Genomic DNA, 18,817 nt, shown 5'->3' with positions numbered 1-18,817 from the left:
GGCCGCCGCGGCTCGGCGTGATCGGCCGGGGTGGCGGGCGGGCGCGGCGGCGCGTTGCGCTCGGGCGCGCCGCCCGCCCACTCGCGCAGCCGCCGGACCTCGCGGGCCTGCGAGACGTGCAGCACCGCGAGCAGGACGAGCCCGGCCGCCGCGGCCACGCCCGCGACGGCGCCGACCTCCTGCGCGAGCTTCAGCACGGCGCGTAGGCCCGCACCACGTCTTCCAGGCGCGCGACCCGGCTGCCCTTGACCAGCGCGGCGTCGCCCGGGCCCAGCGCGCGCAGGACGGCGACTGCCTCCTCGACGCCCGTGACGTGCGCGTCGCCGTAGTGGGCGGTGCCGTACCCGACGACCTCGATCCCGAGCTCCTGCGCCAGGCCCGCGATGCGGCGGTGCTCGGCCTCGCTGCGCGCGCCCAGCTCGGCCATCAGCCCGAGCAGGGCGAGCTTGCGCGCACCCGGCAGCGCTGCCAGCGAGCGCAGGGCGGCCTCGGTCGAGGCGGGGATGGCGTTGAAGCAGTCGACGACCAGCAGCGGACCATCGGGCACGTGCCGGACCTCCATGCGCCATGGCGAGCCCTCGCTCGCGGCCAGCGCGGCGGCCACCGCCTCGAGCCCGACCCCGCACCACAGCGCGGCCGTCGCCGCGGCCAGCGCGTTGGGGACCTGCTGGAGGCCGCGCAGCGCGAGCCGGACGTCCGTCTGCCCCCACGGCGAGCACAGGCGGAACCGGGCGCGCAGGTCGCGGTCGAGCGTGACGGCTTCCGCCCGCACGTCGGCGTCGGCGTCCACCGCGAACCCGAGCACGGGACACGCGGCCAGGGCGTCCATCGCGCGCACGCGCGGGTCGTCGAGGTTCAATACCGCGAGTCCGGAAGCGGGCAGCGCGGCCACCAGCTCGCCCTTGACGCGCGCCACGCCGTCGAGGTCGCCCAGGTACTCGACGTGCGCCATCGCGACGCTGGTGACGATGCCGACGTCCGGCCGCGCGATCGCGGCCAGCCGCTCGATGTCCCCCACCCGCCGCGCGCCCATCTCCAGCACCGCCCAGCGGGCGTCCTCCGGCGCGTTGAGCAGCGTCAGCGGCAGGCCGAGCTCGTTGTTGAAGGACCGCTCGCTCGCGACGACCCGCAGCGTCGGCGCCAGGCACGCCGCCAGCAGGTCCTTGGTGGTGGTCTTGCCGACCGAGCCGGTGATGCCGATCGCGCCCTGGACCCGTTCACGCGCGAGCGCGCCCAACCGCAGCAGCGCGGCGGCCGTGTCCCGCACCCGGATCGCCGTCCCGCCCACCGGCTCCTGCGTGGTGAGGTAGGCCGCCGCCCCCGCCTCGAGCGCCGCCGGGATGAACGCGTGCCCGTTGCGCTCGGCCACGATCGGCACGTACAGCCGGCCGGGCCCGATCGTGCGCGAGTCGATGCTCGCGCCGTCGACGCCGACGTCAGGACCGACCAGCTCGCCCCCGAGCTCGGCCGCGAGCGCAGATGCCGTGAACCGCACGGCCTACGCGATCGGGAAGTCGAAGTACGTGTCCGGATACGGCTCCGCGGCGAGCGAGTAGTGCCACCACTCACACACGTAGGAGCTGAACCCGCACGCGGTCATGATCGAGCACAGGTGGCGGCGGTTGCGGGCCGCGACCGCCGTGACCGAGGAGGCCCCGTGGTGGGACGCCGCGTCCATCAGGTCGTGCCCGCCGCCCATGTCCGCCAGCTCGCCGCTCGCCAGGTGGAACAACGTCAGGTCGACCGTGCTGCCCCGGGTGTGCCCCGATCTGGTGGCGACGTAGCCCTGCTCGAACATGTCGGCCCGATCGATGTTCGGGTAGTGCCTCGGCTTGGTCCGGCCGTCCTCGGGCTGCTCGGCCCAGCGCCGGAAGCAGTCCACGGCGCGCTGCGGGCGGTACCCGTCCCACAGCAGCAGCCCGTACCCGAGCGTCGCGGCCTGCGCCCGCGCACGCTGGAGCGCGTGGCACAACGCCGTGGTCCCGACGATGCGGTTGGCGACGTAGCCGTCCACCGGCTTGCCCGTGAAGTTGTCCCACGTCGCGTACTTGGCGTCCCAGCGGACGCCGGGCACCAGCTCGTCGACGAACGCGAACCCGTCCCTCATCGCGCCACCGCCGCGTCCACGAGCCGGTCGATCACCGCACCCATCGACAGCCCGGCGGCCGCCATCATCCGCGGGTAGCGGCTGTAGGACGTCAGGCCGGGCAGCGTGTTGACCTCGTTGAGGACGACGGTCCCGTCCGCCCGCAGGAACAGGTCCACGCGCGCCAGCCCGCGGCAGCCGAGCGCGCGGTAGACGGCCTTGGCCGTCGCCTGCACGAGCGCGCGCGCCTCGTCCGGGATGTCGGCGGGGACGATCGGCGTCGAGTTGTCCGAGCCGAACTCGGGCGCATCCTCCTGGTGGATCCGGAAGAACCCGTGCGAGAGCGCGATGCGGTCGACCTCCCCCGTCAGCAGATCGTCGCCGTCGCCGAGCACGGCGCACCCGACCTCGCTGCCGGCGACCGCGGCCTCGATCAGCACCTTGCGGTCGAAGCGGCGGGCGGCGTCGATCGCGGCGCGCAGGTCCTCCGGCACGGAGACCTTGCTGACGCCGAAGGAGGACCCCGACCGCGCCGGCTTGACGAACAGCGGGTAGGGGAGCGCCCCGGGGTCCTCGCTGACCGTGAAGTCCGGCGTCGCGATCCCGGCGCTGCGCGCGACGAGGTAGGTGAGCGACTTGTCCATGCACAGCGCGGAGCTCTGGACGTCGCAGCCGACGTACGGGAGGCCGGACAGCTCCAGGAGCCCTTGCACCGCGCCGTCCTCGCCGAGCCGGCCGTGCAGGACCGGGAACACGAGGTCGAGCGCCACCGCGTCCTGTCCGCGGACGAGCAGCCCGCGGACGCCGCGGTCGGGCGACAGCGAGGCCGGGCGCCCGCGCGCCTCCCACCCCACCTGGGGACCGTCGCACAGCCGCCACGCACCGTCCGTGGTGATCCCGATCCAGACCGGCTCGTATTTCGCGCGGTCCAGGTGCCTGGCGACCTCCCGCGCGGACTTGACGGAGATCGGGTGCTCCTCGCCGGCGCCGCCGAAGAGGATGCCCACCTTCAACCTAGCCATGCCGCTCCCCGAAGCTCGCGCAGTGCAGCAGGCTGTGCTCGACGATGTCGCGCAGCGCATGGTCGGTGTAGTAGGCGACGTGTGGGCTGATGAGCACGTTCGGCAGCCGGTGCAGGCGCAGCAGCAGCTCGTGCTCGACGGGACGCGAGCGGTGGTCGGCGTAGAAGATCCCTTCCTCGCCCTCGAGCACGTCGAGCGCCGCTCCGCCCAGACGGCCGCGCTCCAGCGCGACGACGAGCGCCTCGGTGTCGATCAGCGCGCCGCGCCCCGTGTTGACGACGATCGCGTCGTCCTTCATGCGCGCGAGCCGCCGCCGATCGAGGAGATGGTGGGTGTCCGCGGTCAGCGGCGTGTGGAGCGTGACGATGTCGCTGCGCCGCAGCAGATCCTCGAGCGGGACGGAGTCGGCGCCGCGGCGCGGGTCGTGCGTGAGGACCCGCCCGCCGAACCCGCGCAGCCGGTCCACCACCGCGGAGCCGATGCGGCCTGTCCCGACCACGCCGACCGTCAGGTCGCGCAGCTCTCTCCCGCGCGCCGCGGTGAGCCGGTAGTCATGGACGTCCGCGCGGCGGATGACCGACCGCGCGTGACGCACCGCCATCAGCATCAGCATCAGCGTGTAGTCGGCGACGCTGTCCGGGGAGTACGCGACGGTCCCGACGGTGATGCCGACGCCTGCCGCGTACTCGACGTCGATGTGGTCGTAGCCGACGCTGCGGGTGCTGATGTACTTGACCCCGGCATGGCTGAGCGCCAGCAGGGTCGAGTTCGTGATGCGGGTCTTGTGGCCGACGCTGATGCAGCGGTTGCCGAGCGCCAGGGCGATCGTGGCGTCGGAGACCGCGGCCTCGGTGATCGCCGGCACGACACCGAAGCGCGGTGCCAGCTCCCGGAACAGGACGGCCTCGTCCTGGCCGCATCCGTAGACGGTGAGCCCTACCGTGCCGGCGACCGGGTCAGGCGATGACTCGAGCGAGCCGATGCTGGTCATGCCGCGCAGTCAAGTGCGCACGGTGTTGCCGGCACGTATGGGCTTTTCGATACGCCGACGATACGTACCGGCGCCTAGCCTCGGAGCGACCGTGAACAGAGCGCCTGGCCTGAGCGTCCGCCTCAAGCTCACCCTCAGCTACGCAGGGTTTCTGATGCTCGCCAGCGTGCTGCTGCTCGCGGTCGTGTGGGTGTCGATCCTGCGCTACATCCCCGACGAGGTGACCTTCGGGTTCCCGTTGTTCCCGACCATGCGCTCGGACCCGCTGAACGGCTTCAGCCTGCCCGCGGCGGTCATGCTCGTGTTCCTGCTGGTATTCGGGCTGGTGGGCGGTTGGATCCTCGCCGGCCGGATGCTCGCGCCGCTGGACAGCATCACCGCCGCCACGCGGCTGGCCGAGACCGGCTCGCTCTCGCACCGGGTCGCGCTCCCGGGGCGCAGCGACGAGTTCCGCGAGCTCGCCGACGCCTTCGACGCCATGCTCGCGCGGCTGGAGGCGCACGTCGCCGAGCAGCAGCGGTTCGCCGCCAACGCGTCCCACGAGCTGCGCACGCCGCTCGCGATCACGCAGACGCTGCTCGAGGTCGCGCGCAACGACCAGGCCCGCGGGCCCGACGAGCTGGTCGACCGCCTGCATTTCGTCAACACCCGCGCGATCGACCTGACCGAGGCGCTGCTCGCGCTCAGCCGTGCCGACCAGCGCTCGTTCGTCCCCGAGCACGTCGACCTGTCCCTGATCGCCGAGGAGGCGACCGAGGTGCTGCTGCCGGTGGCGGAGAAGCGCGGCGTGACGATCGAGACGTCGGGGGACATCGCGCCCGCGCTCGGCTCGCCCGCGCTGCTGCTGCAGATGACGACGAACCTGGTGCACAACGCGATCGTCCACAACCGGCGTGAGCACGGCCGCGTGTGGGTCACGACCAGCGCGGACCCGGGTGAAGTCCGGCTGACGGTCGAGAACACGGGTGAGCCGCTGACCGCGGCGCTGGTCGCCACGCTGGCCGAGCCGTTCCAGCGCGGGTCCGAACGCACGCGCACCGATCACGCGGGCGTCGGGCTCGGCCTCGCGATCGTCAAGAGCATCGTCGGCGCCCACGACGGGACACTCGAGCTCGCGCCCCGCCCGGGCGGCGGCCTGCTGGTGACGGTCCGGCTCAAGCCGTCCGCAGCGCCACCGTCGGCGGCAGGCGAGACGCCCTGACGGCCGGCGCCAGCCCGGCGAACGCGCCGATCAGCAGCGCCGACGCGATCCCGCCCGCCCACGCCTCGAGCGGGATCACGACCGCCCACCCCTTTGTGCCCGCGTAAACGGCGGTGGCCACGATCCCGCTCAGCACGCCGACGACCCCGCCGATCACCGCGAGCAGGATCGACTCGCCGAGGAACTGCGCGCGAATCTGACCCTTCGTCGCCCCGAGCGCGCGCCGCAGGCCGATCTCCGAACGGCGCTCCAGCACCGAGATGATCATGATGTTGGCGACGCCGACGGCGCCGACGATCAGCGCCACGACGCCGAGCCCGAGGAAGAGGCTGTCGAACGCGCCGGCCGCGGCCGCGCGGGCGGTCAGCACGTCGGAGGGCTGGCTGACGTCCACCTCGTTCGGCGCCGCGGGGTTGGCGGTCTGCCCGAGCCGCGCCTGGACCGCCGCCTCCTGCCCCGTGGCGGTCCGCACGTAGATGCTGCTCGGCGGGCCGGAGCGTTCGCCGCCGCCGACCAGGCTCACGTAGCCGAGGTACTTCTGGGCGGCCGGGTAGCCGACCAGGGCGCTGGCGTCGATGTCCGGCTCCAGCGGCGACGGCCGCAGGATGCCCGCGACGCTGAACCACTGGCCGCCGAGCCAGACCCGCAGGTCGGGGTGCAGCCGGTCGACGCCGAGCCGCTGCGCGGCGACCGCCCCGAGCACCACGACCGGCACCTGCGCGGTGCCCGCGTTCAGCCAGCGGCCGCGCGCGACGCGGGTGGTGAGCACGGACGGCAGGTTCAAGCTGGTGGCACGCACCTGCACGCCGCCGGTGTTGCCCTCCGGCAGCAGCGGGTTGCGGTAGACGTGCGCGTCCTCCATCAGGCCGGTGTGGGCGAGCGTCTGCACGTGGTCGAGATGGGTGATCCGCGCCGGAGCCTCCAGCGGCAGCGTCGCGTCCTCCCCGGTGAGGCTCTGACCGGCCTGGACGGTCAGCAGGTTGGTGCCGAGCCGGTCGATCTCGGCCAGCAGCCCGGCCTGGGAGGAGGCCGAGAGCCCGAGCACGGCGACGATCGCGGCCGTGCCGATCGCGATCCCGAGCGCGGACAGCGCCGCGCGCGTCGGGCGGGCGCGCAGGCCGACGCTCATCACCCGCAGCGCGTCTTTGACGCTCATGGGACGAGCCGGCCGTCGAGGATCCGCAGCCGGCGCGGCAGCCGCTCGGCGAGGTCGGTGTCGTGGGTGATCATCACGATCGTCGCGCCTTCGGCGTTGAGCTCGTGGATGAGGGCCATGATCGACGCGCCGGTGGCGCTGTCGAGGTTGCCGGTCGGCTCGTCGGCGAGCACGATCGCGGGGCGTCCGACGAGGGCGCGGGCGATCGCGACCCGCTGGCGCTCACCGCCGGACAGCTTGGTCGGCTTGAAGGTGGCGCGGTGCGAGAGGCCGACGCGTTCGAGCGCCTCGTCCGCGCGCTCGCGACGCTCGGCGGCGGGCACGCCGGCGTACAGCAGCCCGTCGGCGACGTTCTCGCGGACGGTGGCGTGCTCGGCCAGGAAGAACTGCTGGAACACGAAGCCGATCTCGCGCGCCCGCAGCCGCGAGAGCGCGCGGTCGTCGAGCTGCGCGGCGTCGACGCCGCCGATCCGCAGGACGCCGGCGGTGGGCCGCTCCAGCGTCCCCATCACGTGCAGCAGCGTGGACTTGCCGGACCCGGACGGGCCGACGATGCCGACGAGCTCGCCCTGGTCCACCGCGCACGACACGCCCCGAAGCGCGGGCACGGGCGGCTGCTCGCCGTAGACCTTGGTCACGCCGTCCAGCTCGAGGACGGCGCTCACAGCGACGGCACCACGACTTCGTCGCCGGCCTTCAACGCACCCTCCACCTCGACGCGTCCACTGGCGGTGTCGAACAGGCCCAGCTGCACCGCGACCAGCTCCCGCCTCCGGCGGTCGCGCACGACCTCGACGGCGAACCCGCCGCCGGACCGGCCGACGAGCGCGGTCACCGGGACGCTCAGCGCGTCCTTCACGCCGGTGGTCGTGACCTCGACGCGGACCGGCGCCTCGTCGAGCCCGCGCGCCTGCTCGGGCTCGTCGAGGCGGATGGACGCCGGGATCGTGGCGTGGTCGGCCCCCTCGGGGGTGCGGGCGACGCGCCCGAGACGGTCCACGGTGCCGTCCACCGACGTGTTGTCGGGCAGCGTGATGCGGGCGCTGTCGCCGCGCTTGACCTGGCGCTGCTGGGACGGCTCGAGCTCCACCTGCACCTCGAGCGTGTCGGAGGTGGCCTGTGCGACGGGCGCACCCGGCCGGGCGGGCGCGCCGAGCTTGCCGCTCAGCTTGGTGATGCGGATCGGGCTCGGCAGGAAGACCGCGTCGTCGAGGTCGAGCCTGCCTTTGCCGCGCTGGAGCCGCTTCAGCGCGGCCTTCGTCTTGACGGTGAAGACGTTGCCGCGCACGCGCAGGTTGCGGTTGAGCTGCCGCACGTCCTTGCCCCTGTCGCCGGTGTTGAGGTCGCGGTAGGCCGGGACGGTGCCGCACAGCAGCCGCACCGGGTTGTCGTCGACGCGGTAGAGCACGTCGCCGCAGTCGACCTTCGCGCCGACCTCGGGCAGCCGGGTGTAGATCCCGCGCGCCTGGTTGATCGCCGTGTACGGCGAGCCGTCCGAGCGCGCACGCCGGGTCAGGGTCCCGTTCAGCGAGACGGTCGAGAACAGCGCGCCCTGCTCCACCCGCGCGGTGCTCGCGGGCGCCTGCCGCGCGGTGTCCGGTGCCGGGGCGCCGCCGCACGCGGTCAGCGCGGCGGCCAGCAGCACTGCACCGCGCTTCACCGACCCTGCCTTGCCTTGTCCCCCAGGTCGCGGCACTGGTCCATGGCCGCGTTGAGGGCGGCCATGCCGCCTTCCCGGTTGGCGGACGGAATCCGGTTGGTGTCGATCAGCGGGCTGTCGGGCGTCGGGTCCGGGAAGTCCTCGACACCGTTCTCGCGGATGCACTGGGCGAATCGGAGCGCGGGCTCCTGCTCGGAGGGGGTGCGCTTACGGCCCGTGAAGCCGGACGGCTGCAGCGCCTTGCACGCGGCGAGCGCCTGCTTCCACGCCGGGTCGCTCGCATCCAGCGAGGAGCCGTTGAGCACGCCGTCGATCGTCAGCTCGCCCGACGCGTCCGGGTCGGGGAAGTCGGCGACGCCGTTCTCGCGCATGCACGCGGAGAACCGCATCGCCTGGCTCTGGCCGCTGGTCTCGCTGTCGGTCGTGGCGCTCGCGCTGGTGCCGGTGTCGGCGGGCGCCTCGGGGGACGGCTCGTTCGAGCAGCCCGCGAAGATCAGGGCCACCGCCGCGACGGTCGCCAGTTTCGTGCTCATGCTGCTCACGGCTGCATCCTCGGGTCTTGGGTGGGGTCGGCGTACATGGCGGGGCAGCCGCCGTCGACGGCCTCGGGGCGCAGCTCGAAGTGCCACGGCTCGTTGCGGTAGATCTGGCAGAGCCCGTACTGCGCGCCGTGCGCGGACAGCCACGCCGCGGACGCCGACGGACCGATGTCGACCGCGTCCCCCGACACGTGCGGGGAGGTCTCGGGCGTCGCGACCCAGCGCGCCGCTTCTGCCTCCGAGCCGTACTGCGCGATCGCCTCGCGGCGCAGGTGCTCCTGGTACTCGGCGGGCCGCCAGCCGCTGTTGACCACGAACTCGACGCCCGCGGTCTCGGCGTCCGCCGCCGCTGCGCGCAGCGCGCCGAGCAGGTCCGGGTCGAGCCGGGTCACGCCCGGCACGTCGTCGAAGACGGTCACCCGGTCCGGGTCGACGGTGCGCGCCTCCGGCCGCTGGTCGACGATCGCGGGGGGCGTCGCGATCGGAGGCGCCGGCGTCTCGGACGAGTACGCCGGCGACGGCTCATACGACGTCAGCGACTGATAGACGAGGACACTGCTGGGCACCGCGCACACGACGATCAGCGCGAGGAGAAGCGTCGATCGGGCGCGACGGGTTGCCGTTCGTACGGGTTGGCTGTAGGCCATGCCTACAGCATCGGAAGCAGGGTGTTGCGGGCGCGTATGCGGTTTTCGATACGCGGACGATATGTCCGCTCAGCAGGCGAGCAGGAATCGAGAAGCGCAATCGGCGGGGCGAGCGTACCTTCGCCGCATGGCCTTCACCGACACCCTCACCCCCGCCGCTCCGACCGTGTCAGGAGGCGCCGTCATGTCCTACGCCGTGGACTTCAAGGACGTCTCGACCGTCGGCCTGGAGTCCTCGCCGCACGCCGAGGCGCTCGCCGGCCTGCGGGCCAACGAGGCCCGCTACTTCAAGACCAAGTACGACCACGTGTTCACGGTGGAGCCGGCCGAGGAGGCCGAGGCGATCGTCGCGTGGGTGCACGGCATCCTCGCGCAGGAGCGGGACCTCGTGATCGACTCGCGCCCGCTCGAGGCGACGGACTTCGAGGTCGACGGCACCCGCTTCGCCTACGTGTTCTACGAGAGCGGCCTGTCGATCAACGTCATGTACGGGCCCGAGAAGCGCGCCGTCGGCTTCAAGCTCGCGGACGGCATGGAGGTGCCCGCCGAGCTCGAGTCGCGCTTCAAGTTCGCGCGCCAGCGGTCCAAGCTGGCGGGCACGATCCGCGGCTCCTACTTCGTGATCAAGGGCGAGTACTAATCCCACCAGAAGGCCCAGTGCGGGTCCTGCACCATCTCCTCGGCGAGCGCCTCGATCGTGCCCACGCCCTGGTCGACGACGTCGGGGTTGAACAGGTAGAGCTCGGAGGCGGCCTTGATCGCCTCGGCCGATGCGGGCGGGCGCCCGACCGCGAGCTGGACCGTGTCGAACCCGAGCGCGACCAGCCGGGCGTCGAAGCGCTCCTCGAACGAGCGCAGGTAGGGCACGAGCTCGACGGGCTCGAACGAGTTGATCGCGCCCGTCCAGCCGATCGCGGCGAGCACGTCCGCCGGCCGGCGCACCGGCACCAGGCCGAGCGAGTGCACCTCCACCGTCGCGAACACGTGCTCGAGCGGGTCGTCGGCGGGCGTCGTCCCGGGCGCCGCCAGCCCCGGGAAGTCGCCCATCAGCTCCCGCAGCTCCTCGTCGTAGGAGCCGTGCTCGACCCACCGCTCGGCGACCATCGCCGGGTAGTCGACGGCCGCGACCGTGTCCTCCCACGCAGGATCGAAATGCCCGAGGTCCAACCGTTCGTGCGTGATGAGCACCGGCCACAGCCCCGTTTCGGCGTGTGCGCCCGCGAGGCGTCTCCAGGCGCTGAACACGCGCTCCGGCTCACCTTCCGTCCGCCACAGCACGGCAGGACCCGTCCCGTCGAGCTCCGCCCGCATCCGAGCGCCGCGCAGCTTCACGCCCGCGATCTCGATGTCTCCGTCCGCGGGCAGGCCCTCCGGCCCGTCGTCTCGTTGCCGCTTCCCGAACAGTCGCATCCGCTCAGGGTGACGTGCACGTCGGCGACGGGTCCTCAGCGAACTCCTTGCACGTCCTGACGTAGCGGCCGAGCAGCTGGTCGACCGGCAGCGCGCCCCAGAAGCGGCTGTCGTCCGAGTTCGGCCGGTTGTCCCCGGCCACGTACACGTGCCCCGCGGGGACGGTGACGATCCCGCGCGACGGGCAGCCGGCCGTGCAGCGCCGCACCTTGCGGCGCTCGAGCTTCCCGTTGCGGACCACCAGCCCGCGCCGGAACGTGACCCGGTCACCCGCCGTGGCCACCACGCGCATGATGAAGCGCCGCTCGGTGTCCGCGCCGCCGCGGGGCTTCGCGCACAGCTGCTCGGGCGCACGGTTGCGCGGCTGCCCGCAGCGCTCCTCGCGCGCGCCCGTCGGCGGGTGCAGCAGCACGATGTCCCCGACGCGCGGCGGCCGCTCGCGGTACGCGGCCAGGTCGAACTCGAGGCGCTGGTTGATGTTCAAGCGCGGGACCATGTTCTCGGCGGGAACGGGGACCAGCTCGCGGTCGGGCGTCTGCGCTGAGGGCAGGGCGAGGGCGATCGCGACGGCGAACTCGAGCACGCCAGCCGGGTACCCCGCCGGCCGCGCGACTACTCAGGCGGCTCCGGGGCGCCAGGGCTCGTGCTCGTGCGTGAGCCACACGAGCTCGGGTTCCAGGGCGAGCGCGCGCCGCTGGCCTTCGCTCTCCGGCTCCTCGAGCTCGCCGAACCAGACGGCGACGTCGCCGCCGACGATGACCGGGCGTCCGCCCGTCTCGATCACGACCATCTGCAGGCCGCGCGTGTGGCCAGGGGCCGGGACGAGCCGGACGCCGGGCAGCAGCTCGAGCTCGCCGTCGACCGGGATGTACGTCACGCCGGGCGGGTCGACCCACTCGCGGATGGTGTGGCCCTCCAAGGTGCGGGCGTCCTCGAGCTCCTGGCGCTGGACGTAGATCGGCTTGCCCGCGAACAGGTGGTTGCCGCCGCAGTGGTCGAAGTGCAGGTGGGTGTTGACGACGATGTCGATGGCGTCGAGGTCGAGGTCCTGCTCGCTCAGCGGCCGCAGGCGCGGCTGCATGTCCGCGGCCGCCGGATGCAGCTCCTTGATGCCGGTGTCGACCAGCACGCGGGCGTCAGGATGCTCGATCACGTGCACGTAGATCGGCAACCGCTCGCCCTCGGCGAGCAGGTCGGCGACGAAGATCGGCGTGACGGTGATCGAGGCGGACTGGAAGCTCATGGCCGTTAGACGGGGAGCGCTCGGAGAATTCATCGAGCTCGTCGTCGCCGTCGAGCTCGTCGTCCGTGTCCACGCGCTCGGCGTCGAGACCCGGCGTCGAGAACGCGTAAGCGGCTCCGCTCACCAGGTGAAGACCGCGACCACCCGGAGGCACCATGAGCACCGCCAGACCCGAGATCGTCACCCCCGAGCAGTGGCGCGCCGCGCGCGAGGCGCTGCTGGTCAAGGAGAAGGCGCACACGCGCGCCCGCGACGCGATGGCCGCCGAGCGCCGACGCATGCCGATGATCCGCGTCGACAAGGACTACCGCTTCACCGCGCCCGGCGGCGCGGACGCGACCCTGCTCGACCTCTTCGACGGCAGCCGCCAGCTGATCGTCTACCGGTTCTTCATGGACCCGGACATGGACGTCTATCCCGAGCGCGGCTGCCCCGGCTGCTCGATGTACGCCGATCAGCTGGGCAACCTGCTGCACCTGCGCGAGCGCGACACGCGCTTCGTCGCCGTCAGCCGCGGTGAGCAGGAGCACCTGCAGCGCTACCGCGAGCACATGGGCTGGGCGTTCCCCTGGTACACGCTGCGCGACGACTTCGACGCCGACCACGACGTCGCCGGGTGGCACGGCACCAACGTCTTCCTGCGCGACGGCGACGAGGTCTTCCGCACCTACTTCATCGACGCCCGCGGCGACGAGGCGCTCGGGTCGACCTGGAGCTTCCTCGACATCACGCCCTACGGCCGCCAGGAGGCGTGGGAGGACTCACCGGAGGGCTGGCCGCAGACCCCGCCCTACACCTGGGGCGGCTGGCACGACAAGTACGACCACACGCTCTAGGTCATGGCGGGGCGCCGCGCACGGGCGCGCACGCTGTCCGCGGTGAAGACGATCACCGCCAGCCAGACGAGCGTGAAGCCGAGCCAGCGCTCCAGCGGCATGTGCTCGCCGTAGACCAGCACGCCGATCAGGAACTGCATGATCGGCGCCAGGTACTGGAGCAGGCCGATCGTCGTCAGCGGCACCCGGATCGCGGCCGCGCCGAAGAGCATCAGCGGCACGGCGGTCGCCACGCCACCGCCGATCATCAGCAGCGCGTGCCCGACGCCCTCGTGCCCGAACGTCCCCTCGCCGCTGCCGGCGAACCACAGCACCACCAGCAGCGCCGGCACGGTGAGGAACGCGGTCTCGACGGCCAGGCTCTGCGTGCCCTCGAGCCCGACCTGTTTCTTCACCAGCCCGTAGAAGCCGAACGAGAACGCCAGCGTGAGCGCGATCCACGGCGGGCGCCCGTACGCCACCGTGAGCACCGCGACGGCCACGCCCGCGATCACGACCGCCGCCCACTGCGCGCGCCGCAGCTTCTCGCCCACGACCGACACCGCCAGCGCGACCGTCACGAGCGGGTTGATGAAGTAGCCCAGCGACGTCTCCACCACGTGGTCGGAGTTCACGCCGTAGATGAACGCACCCCAGTTGACCGTGATCAGCACGGCGGCCAGCCCGAGCAGCAGCACGCGCTTGCGGTCCAGCTCGCGCGCCCAGCGGAACCCGTGCGTGAGCGCGAGGATCGCGACCAGCAGCACGACCGACCACACGATCCGGTGCGCGAGGATCTCGATCGCGCCCGCCGGCTTGAGCAGCGGCCAGTAGAGCGGGAACAGCCCCCACAGCAGGTACGCCGCGAGCCCGGCGAGAAAGCCGGAGCGGGATCGGGTGAGTGCGGCGGTCAGGGCGTGACCAGCTTAGGAGGGCGCCGCCCGCGTTCTCACCATCGCCGCGAGCACGACCCAGGCTGCCGCGGCGGCGCCGCACCCCCAGGTGAAGGAGCGGAACAGGAGCCCGAACAGCGTGCCGTCCGCGGTCAGCAGGCCGGCGAGCCCGCCGAGCGCGCCCGCCGCCAGCACGGCCGCGATCACCCGCAGCGCCGTGGGCCGGTCGAGCGCCGGCACGCGCTGGCGGCCCGGCTGCGGCGGCGTCCGCCACCACCAGCGCGCGAGCACCCCCAGCAGCACGAGCAGGCCCAGCCCGCCGCTGCCGTGCTGCAGCCAGGTCGTGCCGAGCAGCGGCCCGTGTTCTTCGTTGAGCCACCCGATCCGCTCGCTGCCCCAGCGGCCGGGGTGCGTGAACGCGTCCCAGACCACGTGCGTGAGCGCGCCGACCGCCAGCGACACCAGCACCAGCCAGGCGGTGTGGCGGCGCAGCGGCACCGGCAGGTCGGGCGCCAGCCGGTCCCGCAGCGCGGTCGGCGCGAGCGCCACCGCGGCCGGCGCCAGCAGCGCGTGCCACACCACGAACAGGATCGCCCCGAGCGCGAGGTCCGCCGCGACGACCCCGAGCAGCGAATGGGTGTGCGCGGAGGAGATCGGGCTCCCCGGGAGGTAGTACGGGACGTCCGGCGCCATGCTGCCGATCACCAGCGCCGACGGCACGAGCCCGACCCGCAGCAGCGGGACCACCGCCGCCGGATGGCTGAACGTGAACGGCACGTTCCAGACTGTAGGCGTGGACAACGCCGCCATCGCCGACCGGCTCGACGCGTTCGCGGCCCTGCTCGACCTCGCCGAGGCCAACCCGTACCAGCCGCGCGCGTACCGGCGCGCGGCGGAGACGGTCCGCGCGGCGCCGGTGCCGGTGTCCGACCTCGTGCGCACCCGCCGCGTGCGGGACCTGCGCGGGATCGGCCCGGGCATCGAGGCGCGCCTACGGGAGCTGGTCGAGACGGGCGAGATCGCCGAGCTGCGCGAGCTCGAGCGCGAGCTGGTGCCCGGGCTGGTCGGGCTCGGCCGCTTCCTGGGGCTGACGACCAAGCGCTCGGTCGAGATCGCGCGGGCGTTGGGCGTGCGCACGCCGGAGGAGTTCCGCGCGGCGGTGGCCGCGGGTGAGCTGCGGTCCGTGCCGGGCGTCGGCCCGAAGATCGAGGCGCGCGTGCGGGACGCGCTCACGCGCGAGCGCGAGCCCCGCCCGGGCCTGCTGCTCGACCGCGCCCGCGCACTGGTCGGCGCCATCGCGGACGCGCTCGGCGGCGAGCCCGCGGGCGACGTGCGCCGCTGGCGCGACTCGTGCGAGCACCTCGCGGTCGTGTGCTCGGAGCCGGTGGCCGAGCGCTTCGCCGCCCTCCCTCAGATCGTCGCGATGATCGACGAGACCCGCGGCCTGACGATCGAGGGCGTGCCGATCGAGCTGCACGTCGCGCCGCCCGAGCGCTACGGCACCGCGCTGCTGCGCGCGACCGGCTCGCCCGCGTTCGTCGCCGCGCTCGGGCCGCTGCCCGACGCGCCGACCGAGGAGGCCGTCTTCGCCGCGCTCGGCGTCCCGTTCGTCGCCCCCGAGCTGCGCGAGGCCTGGAGCCCCGGGCCGACCGAGCTCGTCACCGAGGCCGACATCCGCGGCGACCTGCACTGCCACACGACCTGGACCGACGGTCGCTTCAGCGTCGAGGAGATGGGCCGCGCCGCGCGCGACCGCGGCTACGACTACATCGCGATCTGCGACCACACGCCGGCCGTCGGCGCCGTCCAGGGCCTCACGGCCGACGACGTCCGCCGCCAGGGCGAGGAGATCGCCGCCGCCAACGAGCGGCTCGCGCCATTCCGCGTGCTGCGCGGGATCGAGTGCGACATCCTGCCCGACGGCCGGCTCGACCTCCCCGACGACGTCCTGGCCGAGCTCGACTGGGTGCAGGCCAGCGTCCACGCGGGGCAGCGCGCCTCGCGCGAGGCCATGACCGCCCGAGTGAGCGAGGCGCTCCAGCATCCCGCCGTGCGCTGCCTCAGCCACCCGAAGGGCCGCATCATCGGCAGCCGCCCCGAGAACGCGCTCGACCTCGACGCGGTGTTCGAGCTGGCGCGGGTGCACGGCGTCGCGGTCGAGGTCAACGGGCTGCCGTCCCGACTCGACCTGTCGGGCGAGCACGTGCAGCGCGCGATCGCCGCCGGCGTGCAGATCGTCTGCTCCACCGACGCGCACTCGATCCGCGGGCTCGCCCACATGACGCTGTCGGTCCACACCGCCCGCCGCGGCGGCGCCACCGCGGCGGACGTCCTGAACACGACGCCGCTAGCGCCGCCGGGCCGCGGCGTCCAGCGCTGACGTGCTCGTGTGCCACATGTTGTCGCTCACGTTGACCGAGTGGCCGGGCGGGACGATCGCGTCGATGCGGTCGAGCACGTCGTCGGAGAGCGCGACGCCGTCGGCCGCGAGGTAGCCCTCGAGGTGCTCCATGGTGCGCGGGCCGATGATCGCGGAGGTCACGGCCGGGTGGCGGACGATGAACGCGAGGGCCATCTGGATCAGCGGAATGCCGGCCTCGTCGGCCAGCGCGCCGAGCGCGTCGGCAGCTTCGAGCTTGGCGGCGTTCTGCGGCGAGGTGGCGTCGTAGTGCGCGGCGAACCGCTCGCGCCGCGCGGCTGAGCCGGGCGCGCTGATCGCCGCGCTCTTGCGGTAGTTGCCCGTGAGCCAGCCGCCGGCCAGCGGGCTGTAGGTGAGCACGCCCATCCCGTGGCGCAACCCGGTCGGCAGCACGTCGTACTCGATCGCGCGGGTCAGCAGGTTGTAGATCGGCTGGTTGGTGCGCACGCGCTCGCGCCCGCGGCGCTCGGCCAACCCCTGGAGCTCGACGATCTCCGAGCCGGAGACGTTGGAGACGCCGAAGGCGCGGATCTTGCCCGCGTGCACGAGGTCCGACAGCGCGCCGAGCGTCTCGTCGAAGTCGGTGCCCGGGTCCAGGCGGTGCACCTGGTAGAGGTCGATCCAGTCGGTGCCGAGCCGCCGCAGCGAGTTCTCCACCGCGGTCGTGATCCAGCGCCGCGACGCCCCGCGCTGGTTGGGGTCCTCGCCGAACGGGAGGCCGAACTTGGTCGCCAGCACGACGTGTTCGCGGCGCCCGCGCAGCGCCTTGCCGACGATCTCCTCCGACTCGCCCTGCGAGTAGAAGTCGGCGGTGTCGACGAAGTTGATGCCGGCGTCCAGCGCGCGCTGGATGATCCGGATCGAGTCGTCGTGGTCGGGGTTGCCGAAGGCGCCGAACATCATCGCGCCCAGGCACAGCGGACTGACCGAGACGCCGGTGCGTCCCAGGGGTCGGTACTCCATATGCAGCTCCTCAGGTGAAGCGGACAGGCTGTCCACTTACAGTAGCGGATAACCTATCCGCTCGCGATGACGACCCGCCGCGCCGACGCCCAGCGCAACCGCGAGAAGATCCTCGAAGCCGCCCGCGCCGCGTTCGCGGAGGGCGACCCCTCGATGGCCGAGATCGCCCGCCGCGCCGAGGTGGGCATGGCCACGCTGTACCGCAACTTCCCCGGCCGCCGCGAGCTGCTGGAGGCGCTCTACATCGACGAGGTCGACGCGATGGTGCAGGCGGCCGAGACGCACGACCTCGCCGCCTGGGCGCACCGCTTCGTCACGTTCGCGCACAACAAGCACCCGATCGCGCACGAGCTCCTCAGGGACACGCCGGGCGACCCGCTGTTCAACGCCAGCCGCACGCGCGTGCTCGCCGCCGGCCGGCCGCTGCTGGAAGCCGCCCAGCGCGCGGGCGAGGTCCGCCCCGACCTCACGCTCGAGCAGATCCTGGACATGGTGATCGCGATCGCGCGCATCGACGGCGACGCCGCGTACGTGGAGCCGATCCTGGAGACCGCGCTCGCCGGCCTGCGCCCTCAGTGAACCGGGCGCGGCGCTATCGCGGAGCGCCCAGCCGGCGCATGAACTCCGCGCCGTCCAGCGTGGTCTCGCGCAGGCGCGGGCGATCGGTGAACGTGCGCACGGCGCTCGCGAAGCGCTGGGGGTCGACGGCGAAGTGCCGCAGCGGCAGCCGGTCGCCCGAGGTGAACTCGATCGTGTCGCCGTCCACCCGCGCGATCTTCGCCTCGCCCCACGGCAGCAGCCTTCGCGAGCCGCCCGCGTTCCACTGCAGGCCGAAGCGCCGCGCTTCGATCCGGTACAGCCCTCCCGCCCCGACCACGAGCCAGGCGAAGATCGGCCAGAAGGCGAGATAGGCGGTCACGGCCACGCCCCGCTGGCCCTCGGAATCCGCGTAGACGCCGCCCGCCCAGCACAGCACGAGGGCGCCGAGGGCGACACGGCACACGACCGGATCGGCGCGAAACCCGTTGACGACGACCCGCACCCGGAAGGCGCTCGCGCGCGACAGGAACGGCTTGCGGTCGCTCAGGCCCGGCAAATGGAAGGGAAGGATGCCGCTGCTCATGAGCAGCAGGCCGAGAGCGGTGATGACGGCGCCCGTGCCCGCGAGGTCGCCGTCGAACATGGCGAACTGCCCGAGCAGGACCAGCGCCGACCCGAGGACCGTCTTGAGGATCGCGCCGATCACGCAGCCGGACGCGGGTGGATCCGCAGCCACTCGCCGACGGTCACCGTGCCGTCGGGTGCCAGCGTCACGCGCTCGTCGCCCATCGCGATCTCGGACGCCGGCCGCACGCCGGCCCCGTCCGCGGGCGGCTCGTGCTGGTCGAACGGCACCTTCACACCGTCGCGCAGCCCGCGCATGTAGTCGCCGAACCCGCAGCCGGGCACGTGCAGGTTCACGTACCAGACGTCGTCGGCGCTCGTGTTCGCGAACCCGTGCACGACCATCGGCGGCACGACGACCACGTTCGGCCCCGACACCTCGAGATCGCCGTCCGCGGTCTTGACCGTCAGCGTGCCCTCGAGGACGACGAACATGTCCGCGTGCTCGCGGTGCACGTGCAGGTCAGCCCCGTCGCGCCCGCCCGCGAAGCGCGCGATCGTCGCGTGCACCGCGTCCAGCTCCGCCAACAGCTCGACGGTGCGATCCGCCGAGTCGCCGATGATCTCGCCCCCGCCGGGCGTCACCTCAACCATGGCCCGGACCTTAT

General features: G+C 73.1%; 22 protein-coding genes and 1 pseudogene. 5 read left to right on the top strand and 18 right to left on the bottom strand.

Annotation, left to right across the window (positions count from 1 at the left end; genetic code table 11):
- The 5 genes and pseudogenes from OJ962_RS09240 to OJ962_RS09220 all read right to left on the bottom strand — a co-directional run.
- Positions 1 to 197, bottom strand: a pseudogene (locus OJ962_RS09240) (hypothetical protein); the annotation flags it as partial.
- A complete protein-coding gene (locus OJ962_RS09235; RefSeq protein ID WP_202957204.1) occupies positions 191 to 1,495 on the bottom strand; it encodes a UDP-N-acetylmuramoyl-tripeptide--D-alanyl-D-alanine ligase in 1,305 nt (434 codons plus the stop codon). The pseudogene OJ962_RS09240 and the gene OJ962_RS09235, both read right to left, overlap by 7 nt.
- 3 nt (positions 1,496 to 1,498) lie before the next feature.
- On the bottom strand, positions 1,499 to 2,107 hold the full coding sequence (gene vanX, locus OJ962_RS09230) for a D-Ala-D-Ala dipeptidase VanX (RefSeq protein WP_202957205.1): 609 nt from the start codon (positions 2,105 to 2,107) through the stop codon (positions 1,499 to 1,501).
- Positions 2,104 to 3,108, bottom strand: a complete 1,005-nt coding sequence (locus tag OJ962_RS09225) for a D-alanine--D-alanine ligase family protein (RefSeq protein WP_202957206.1) — start codon at positions 3,106 to 3,108, stop codon at positions 2,104 to 2,106. The genes vanX and OJ962_RS09225 overlap by 4 nt, the downstream gene beginning before the upstream one ends.
- Positions 3,101 to 4,099 (bottom strand): NAD(P)-dependent oxidoreductase, encoded by a 999-nt coding sequence (locus OJ962_RS09220; protein ID WP_202957207.1) that lies wholly within the window; start codon positions 4,097 to 4,099, stop codon positions 3,101 to 3,103. The genes OJ962_RS09225 and OJ962_RS09220 overlap by 8 nt, the downstream gene beginning before the upstream one ends.
- Before the next feature lie 91 nt (positions 4,100 to 4,190).
- On the opposite strand from OJ962_RS09220, the gene OJ962_RS09215 reads away from it, so the two are divergent.
- Entirely contained in the window at positions 4,191 to 5,300 is a 1,110-nt protein-coding gene (locus tag OJ962_RS09215; RefSeq protein WP_202957208.1) for a sensor histidine kinase, read from the top strand.
- Here the strand turns inward: OJ962_RS09215 and OJ962_RS09210 are convergent.
- From OJ962_RS09210 to OJ962_RS09190, 5 genes are read right to left on the bottom strand one after another with little or no spacing between them, the layout of a single operon-like run.
- Positions 5,254 to 6,456 (bottom strand): ABC transporter permease, encoded by a 1,203-nt coding sequence (locus OJ962_RS09210; RefSeq protein WP_202957209.1) that lies wholly within the window; start codon positions 6,454 to 6,456, stop codon positions 5,254 to 5,256. The genes OJ962_RS09215 and OJ962_RS09210 overlap by 47 nt on opposite strands.
- Positions 6,453 to 7,121 carry an ABC transporter ATP-binding protein gene (locus OJ962_RS09205; RefSeq protein ID WP_202957210.1) on the bottom strand — a complete coding sequence of 223 codons (669 nt, stop codon included), beginning with the start codon at positions 7,119 to 7,121 and terminating at the stop codon, positions 6,453 to 6,455. Before OJ962_RS09205 ends, OJ962_RS09210 begins: the two co-directional genes overlap by 4 nt.
- Entirely contained in the window at positions 7,118 to 8,116 is a 999-nt protein-coding gene (locus OJ962_RS09200) for an efflux RND transporter periplasmic adaptor subunit (protein ID WP_202957211.1), read from the bottom strand. Before OJ962_RS09200 ends, OJ962_RS09205 begins: the two co-directional genes overlap by 4 nt.
- Positions 8,113 to 8,649, bottom strand: coding sequence for a hypothetical protein (locus OJ962_RS09195; RefSeq protein WP_202957212.1), 537 nt, complete (start codon positions 8,647 to 8,649; stop codon positions 8,113 to 8,115). Before OJ962_RS09195 ends, OJ962_RS09200 begins: the two co-directional genes overlap by 4 nt.
- Positions 8,650 to 8,654: 5 nt before the next feature.
- Positions 8,655 to 9,302: a M15 family metallopeptidase gene (locus tag OJ962_RS09190; RefSeq protein ID WP_202957213.1), complete on the bottom strand. Its 648-nt coding sequence runs from the start codon at positions 9,300 to 9,302 to the stop codon at positions 8,655 to 8,657.
- Between the two features lie 184 nt (positions 9,303 to 9,486).
- On the opposite strand from OJ962_RS09190, the gene OJ962_RS09185 reads away from it, so the two are divergent.
- A complete protein-coding gene (locus OJ962_RS09185; protein ID WP_407697504.1) occupies positions 9,487 to 9,942 on the top strand; it encodes a phage tail protein in 456 nt (151 codons plus the stop codon).
- Here the strand turns inward: OJ962_RS09185 and OJ962_RS09180 are convergent.
- The 3 genes from OJ962_RS09180 to OJ962_RS09170 are packed head-to-tail and all read right to left on the bottom strand — an operon-like array spanning position 9,939 to position 11,955.
- Complete coding sequence (locus OJ962_RS09180; RefSeq protein WP_202957215.1) at positions 9,939 to 10,712, bottom strand: DUF4253 domain-containing protein; 774 nt, start codon at positions 10,710 to 10,712, stop codon at positions 9,939 to 9,941. The two genes, OJ962_RS09185 and OJ962_RS09180, sit on opposite strands and share 4 nt — an antisense overlap.
- Before the next feature lie 4 nt (positions 10,713 to 10,716).
- Positions 10,717 to 11,295 carry a signal peptidase I gene (gene lepB / locus OJ962_RS09175; RefSeq protein ID WP_202957216.1) on the bottom strand — a complete coding sequence of 193 codons (579 nt, stop codon included), beginning with the start codon at positions 11,293 to 11,295 and terminating at the stop codon, positions 10,717 to 10,719.
- A 33-nt stretch (positions 11,296 to 11,328) separates the two neighbouring features.
- Positions 11,329 to 11,955, bottom strand: a complete 627-nt coding sequence (locus tag OJ962_RS09170) for an MBL fold metallo-hydrolase (protein ID WP_202957217.1) — start codon at positions 11,953 to 11,955, stop codon at positions 11,329 to 11,331.
- A 155-nt stretch (positions 11,956 to 12,110) separates the two neighbouring features.
- Here OJ962_RS09170 and OJ962_RS09165 point away from each other — a divergent pair, with 155 nt between their 5' ends.
- Positions 12,111 to 12,791, top strand: a complete 681-nt coding sequence (locus OJ962_RS09165) for a DUF899 domain-containing protein (RefSeq protein WP_202957218.1) — start codon at positions 12,111 to 12,113, stop codon at positions 12,789 to 12,791.
- Here OJ962_RS09165 and rarD read toward each other — a convergent pair.
- Both rarD and OJ962_RS09155 read right to left on the bottom strand, forming a co-directional pair.
- Complete coding sequence (gene rarD / locus OJ962_RS09160; RefSeq protein ID WP_202957660.1) at positions 12,788 to 13,684, bottom strand: EamA family transporter RarD; 897 nt, start codon at positions 13,682 to 13,684, stop codon at positions 12,788 to 12,790. The two genes, OJ962_RS09165 and rarD, sit on opposite strands and share 4 nt — an antisense overlap.
- Before the next feature lie 12 nt (positions 13,685 to 13,696).
- Positions 13,697 to 14,440: a DUF4184 family protein gene (locus OJ962_RS09155; protein ID WP_202957219.1), complete on the bottom strand. Its 744-nt coding sequence runs from the start codon at positions 14,438 to 14,440 to the stop codon at positions 13,697 to 13,699.
- Between the two features lie 16 nt (positions 14,441 to 14,456).
- On the opposite strand from OJ962_RS09155, the gene OJ962_RS09150 reads away from it, so the two are divergent.
- Positions 14,457 to 16,043: a PHP domain-containing protein gene (locus OJ962_RS09150; protein ID WP_270006301.1), complete on the top strand. Its 1,587-nt coding sequence runs from the start codon at positions 14,457 to 14,459 to the stop codon at positions 16,041 to 16,043.
- Here OJ962_RS09150 and OJ962_RS09145 read toward each other — a convergent pair.
- Positions 16,011 to 17,045 (bottom strand): aldo/keto reductase, encoded by a 1,035-nt coding sequence (locus OJ962_RS09145; protein ID WP_202957221.1) that lies wholly within the window; start codon positions 17,043 to 17,045, stop codon positions 16,011 to 16,013. The genes OJ962_RS09150 and OJ962_RS09145 overlap by 33 nt on opposite strands.
- A 66-nt stretch (positions 17,046 to 17,111) precedes the next feature.
- Between OJ962_RS09145 and OJ962_RS09140 the strand changes: the two genes are divergently transcribed.
- Complete coding sequence (locus tag OJ962_RS09140) at positions 17,112 to 17,624, top strand: TetR/AcrR family transcriptional regulator (protein ID WP_202957222.1); 513 nt, start codon at positions 17,112 to 17,114, stop codon at positions 17,622 to 17,624.
- A 13-nt stretch (positions 17,625 to 17,637) separates the two neighbouring features.
- Here OJ962_RS09140 and OJ962_RS09135 read toward each other — a convergent pair whose 3' ends face one another.
- Both OJ962_RS09135 and OJ962_RS09130 read right to left on the bottom strand, forming a co-directional pair.
- Entirely contained in the window at positions 17,638 to 18,321 is a 684-nt protein-coding gene (locus tag OJ962_RS09135; protein WP_202957223.1) for a hypothetical protein, read from the bottom strand.
- Positions 18,288 to 18,803 (bottom strand): cupin domain-containing protein, encoded by a 516-nt coding sequence (locus OJ962_RS09130; protein ID WP_202957224.1) that lies wholly within the window; start codon positions 18,801 to 18,803, stop codon positions 18,288 to 18,290. The genes OJ962_RS09135 and OJ962_RS09130 overlap by 34 nt, the downstream gene beginning before the upstream one ends.
- Positions 18,804 to 18,817 lie beyond the last annotated feature (14 nt).

It is taken from the genome of Solirubrobacter deserti (assembly GCF_027587175.1).
Classification (GTDB): domain Bacteria; phylum Actinomycetota; class Thermoleophilia; order Solirubrobacterales; family Solirubrobacteraceae; genus Solirubrobacter; species Solirubrobacter deserti.
Note: the sequence above shows the minus strand (reverse complement) of the source record. Positions and strands in the feature narration are given on the sequence as shown.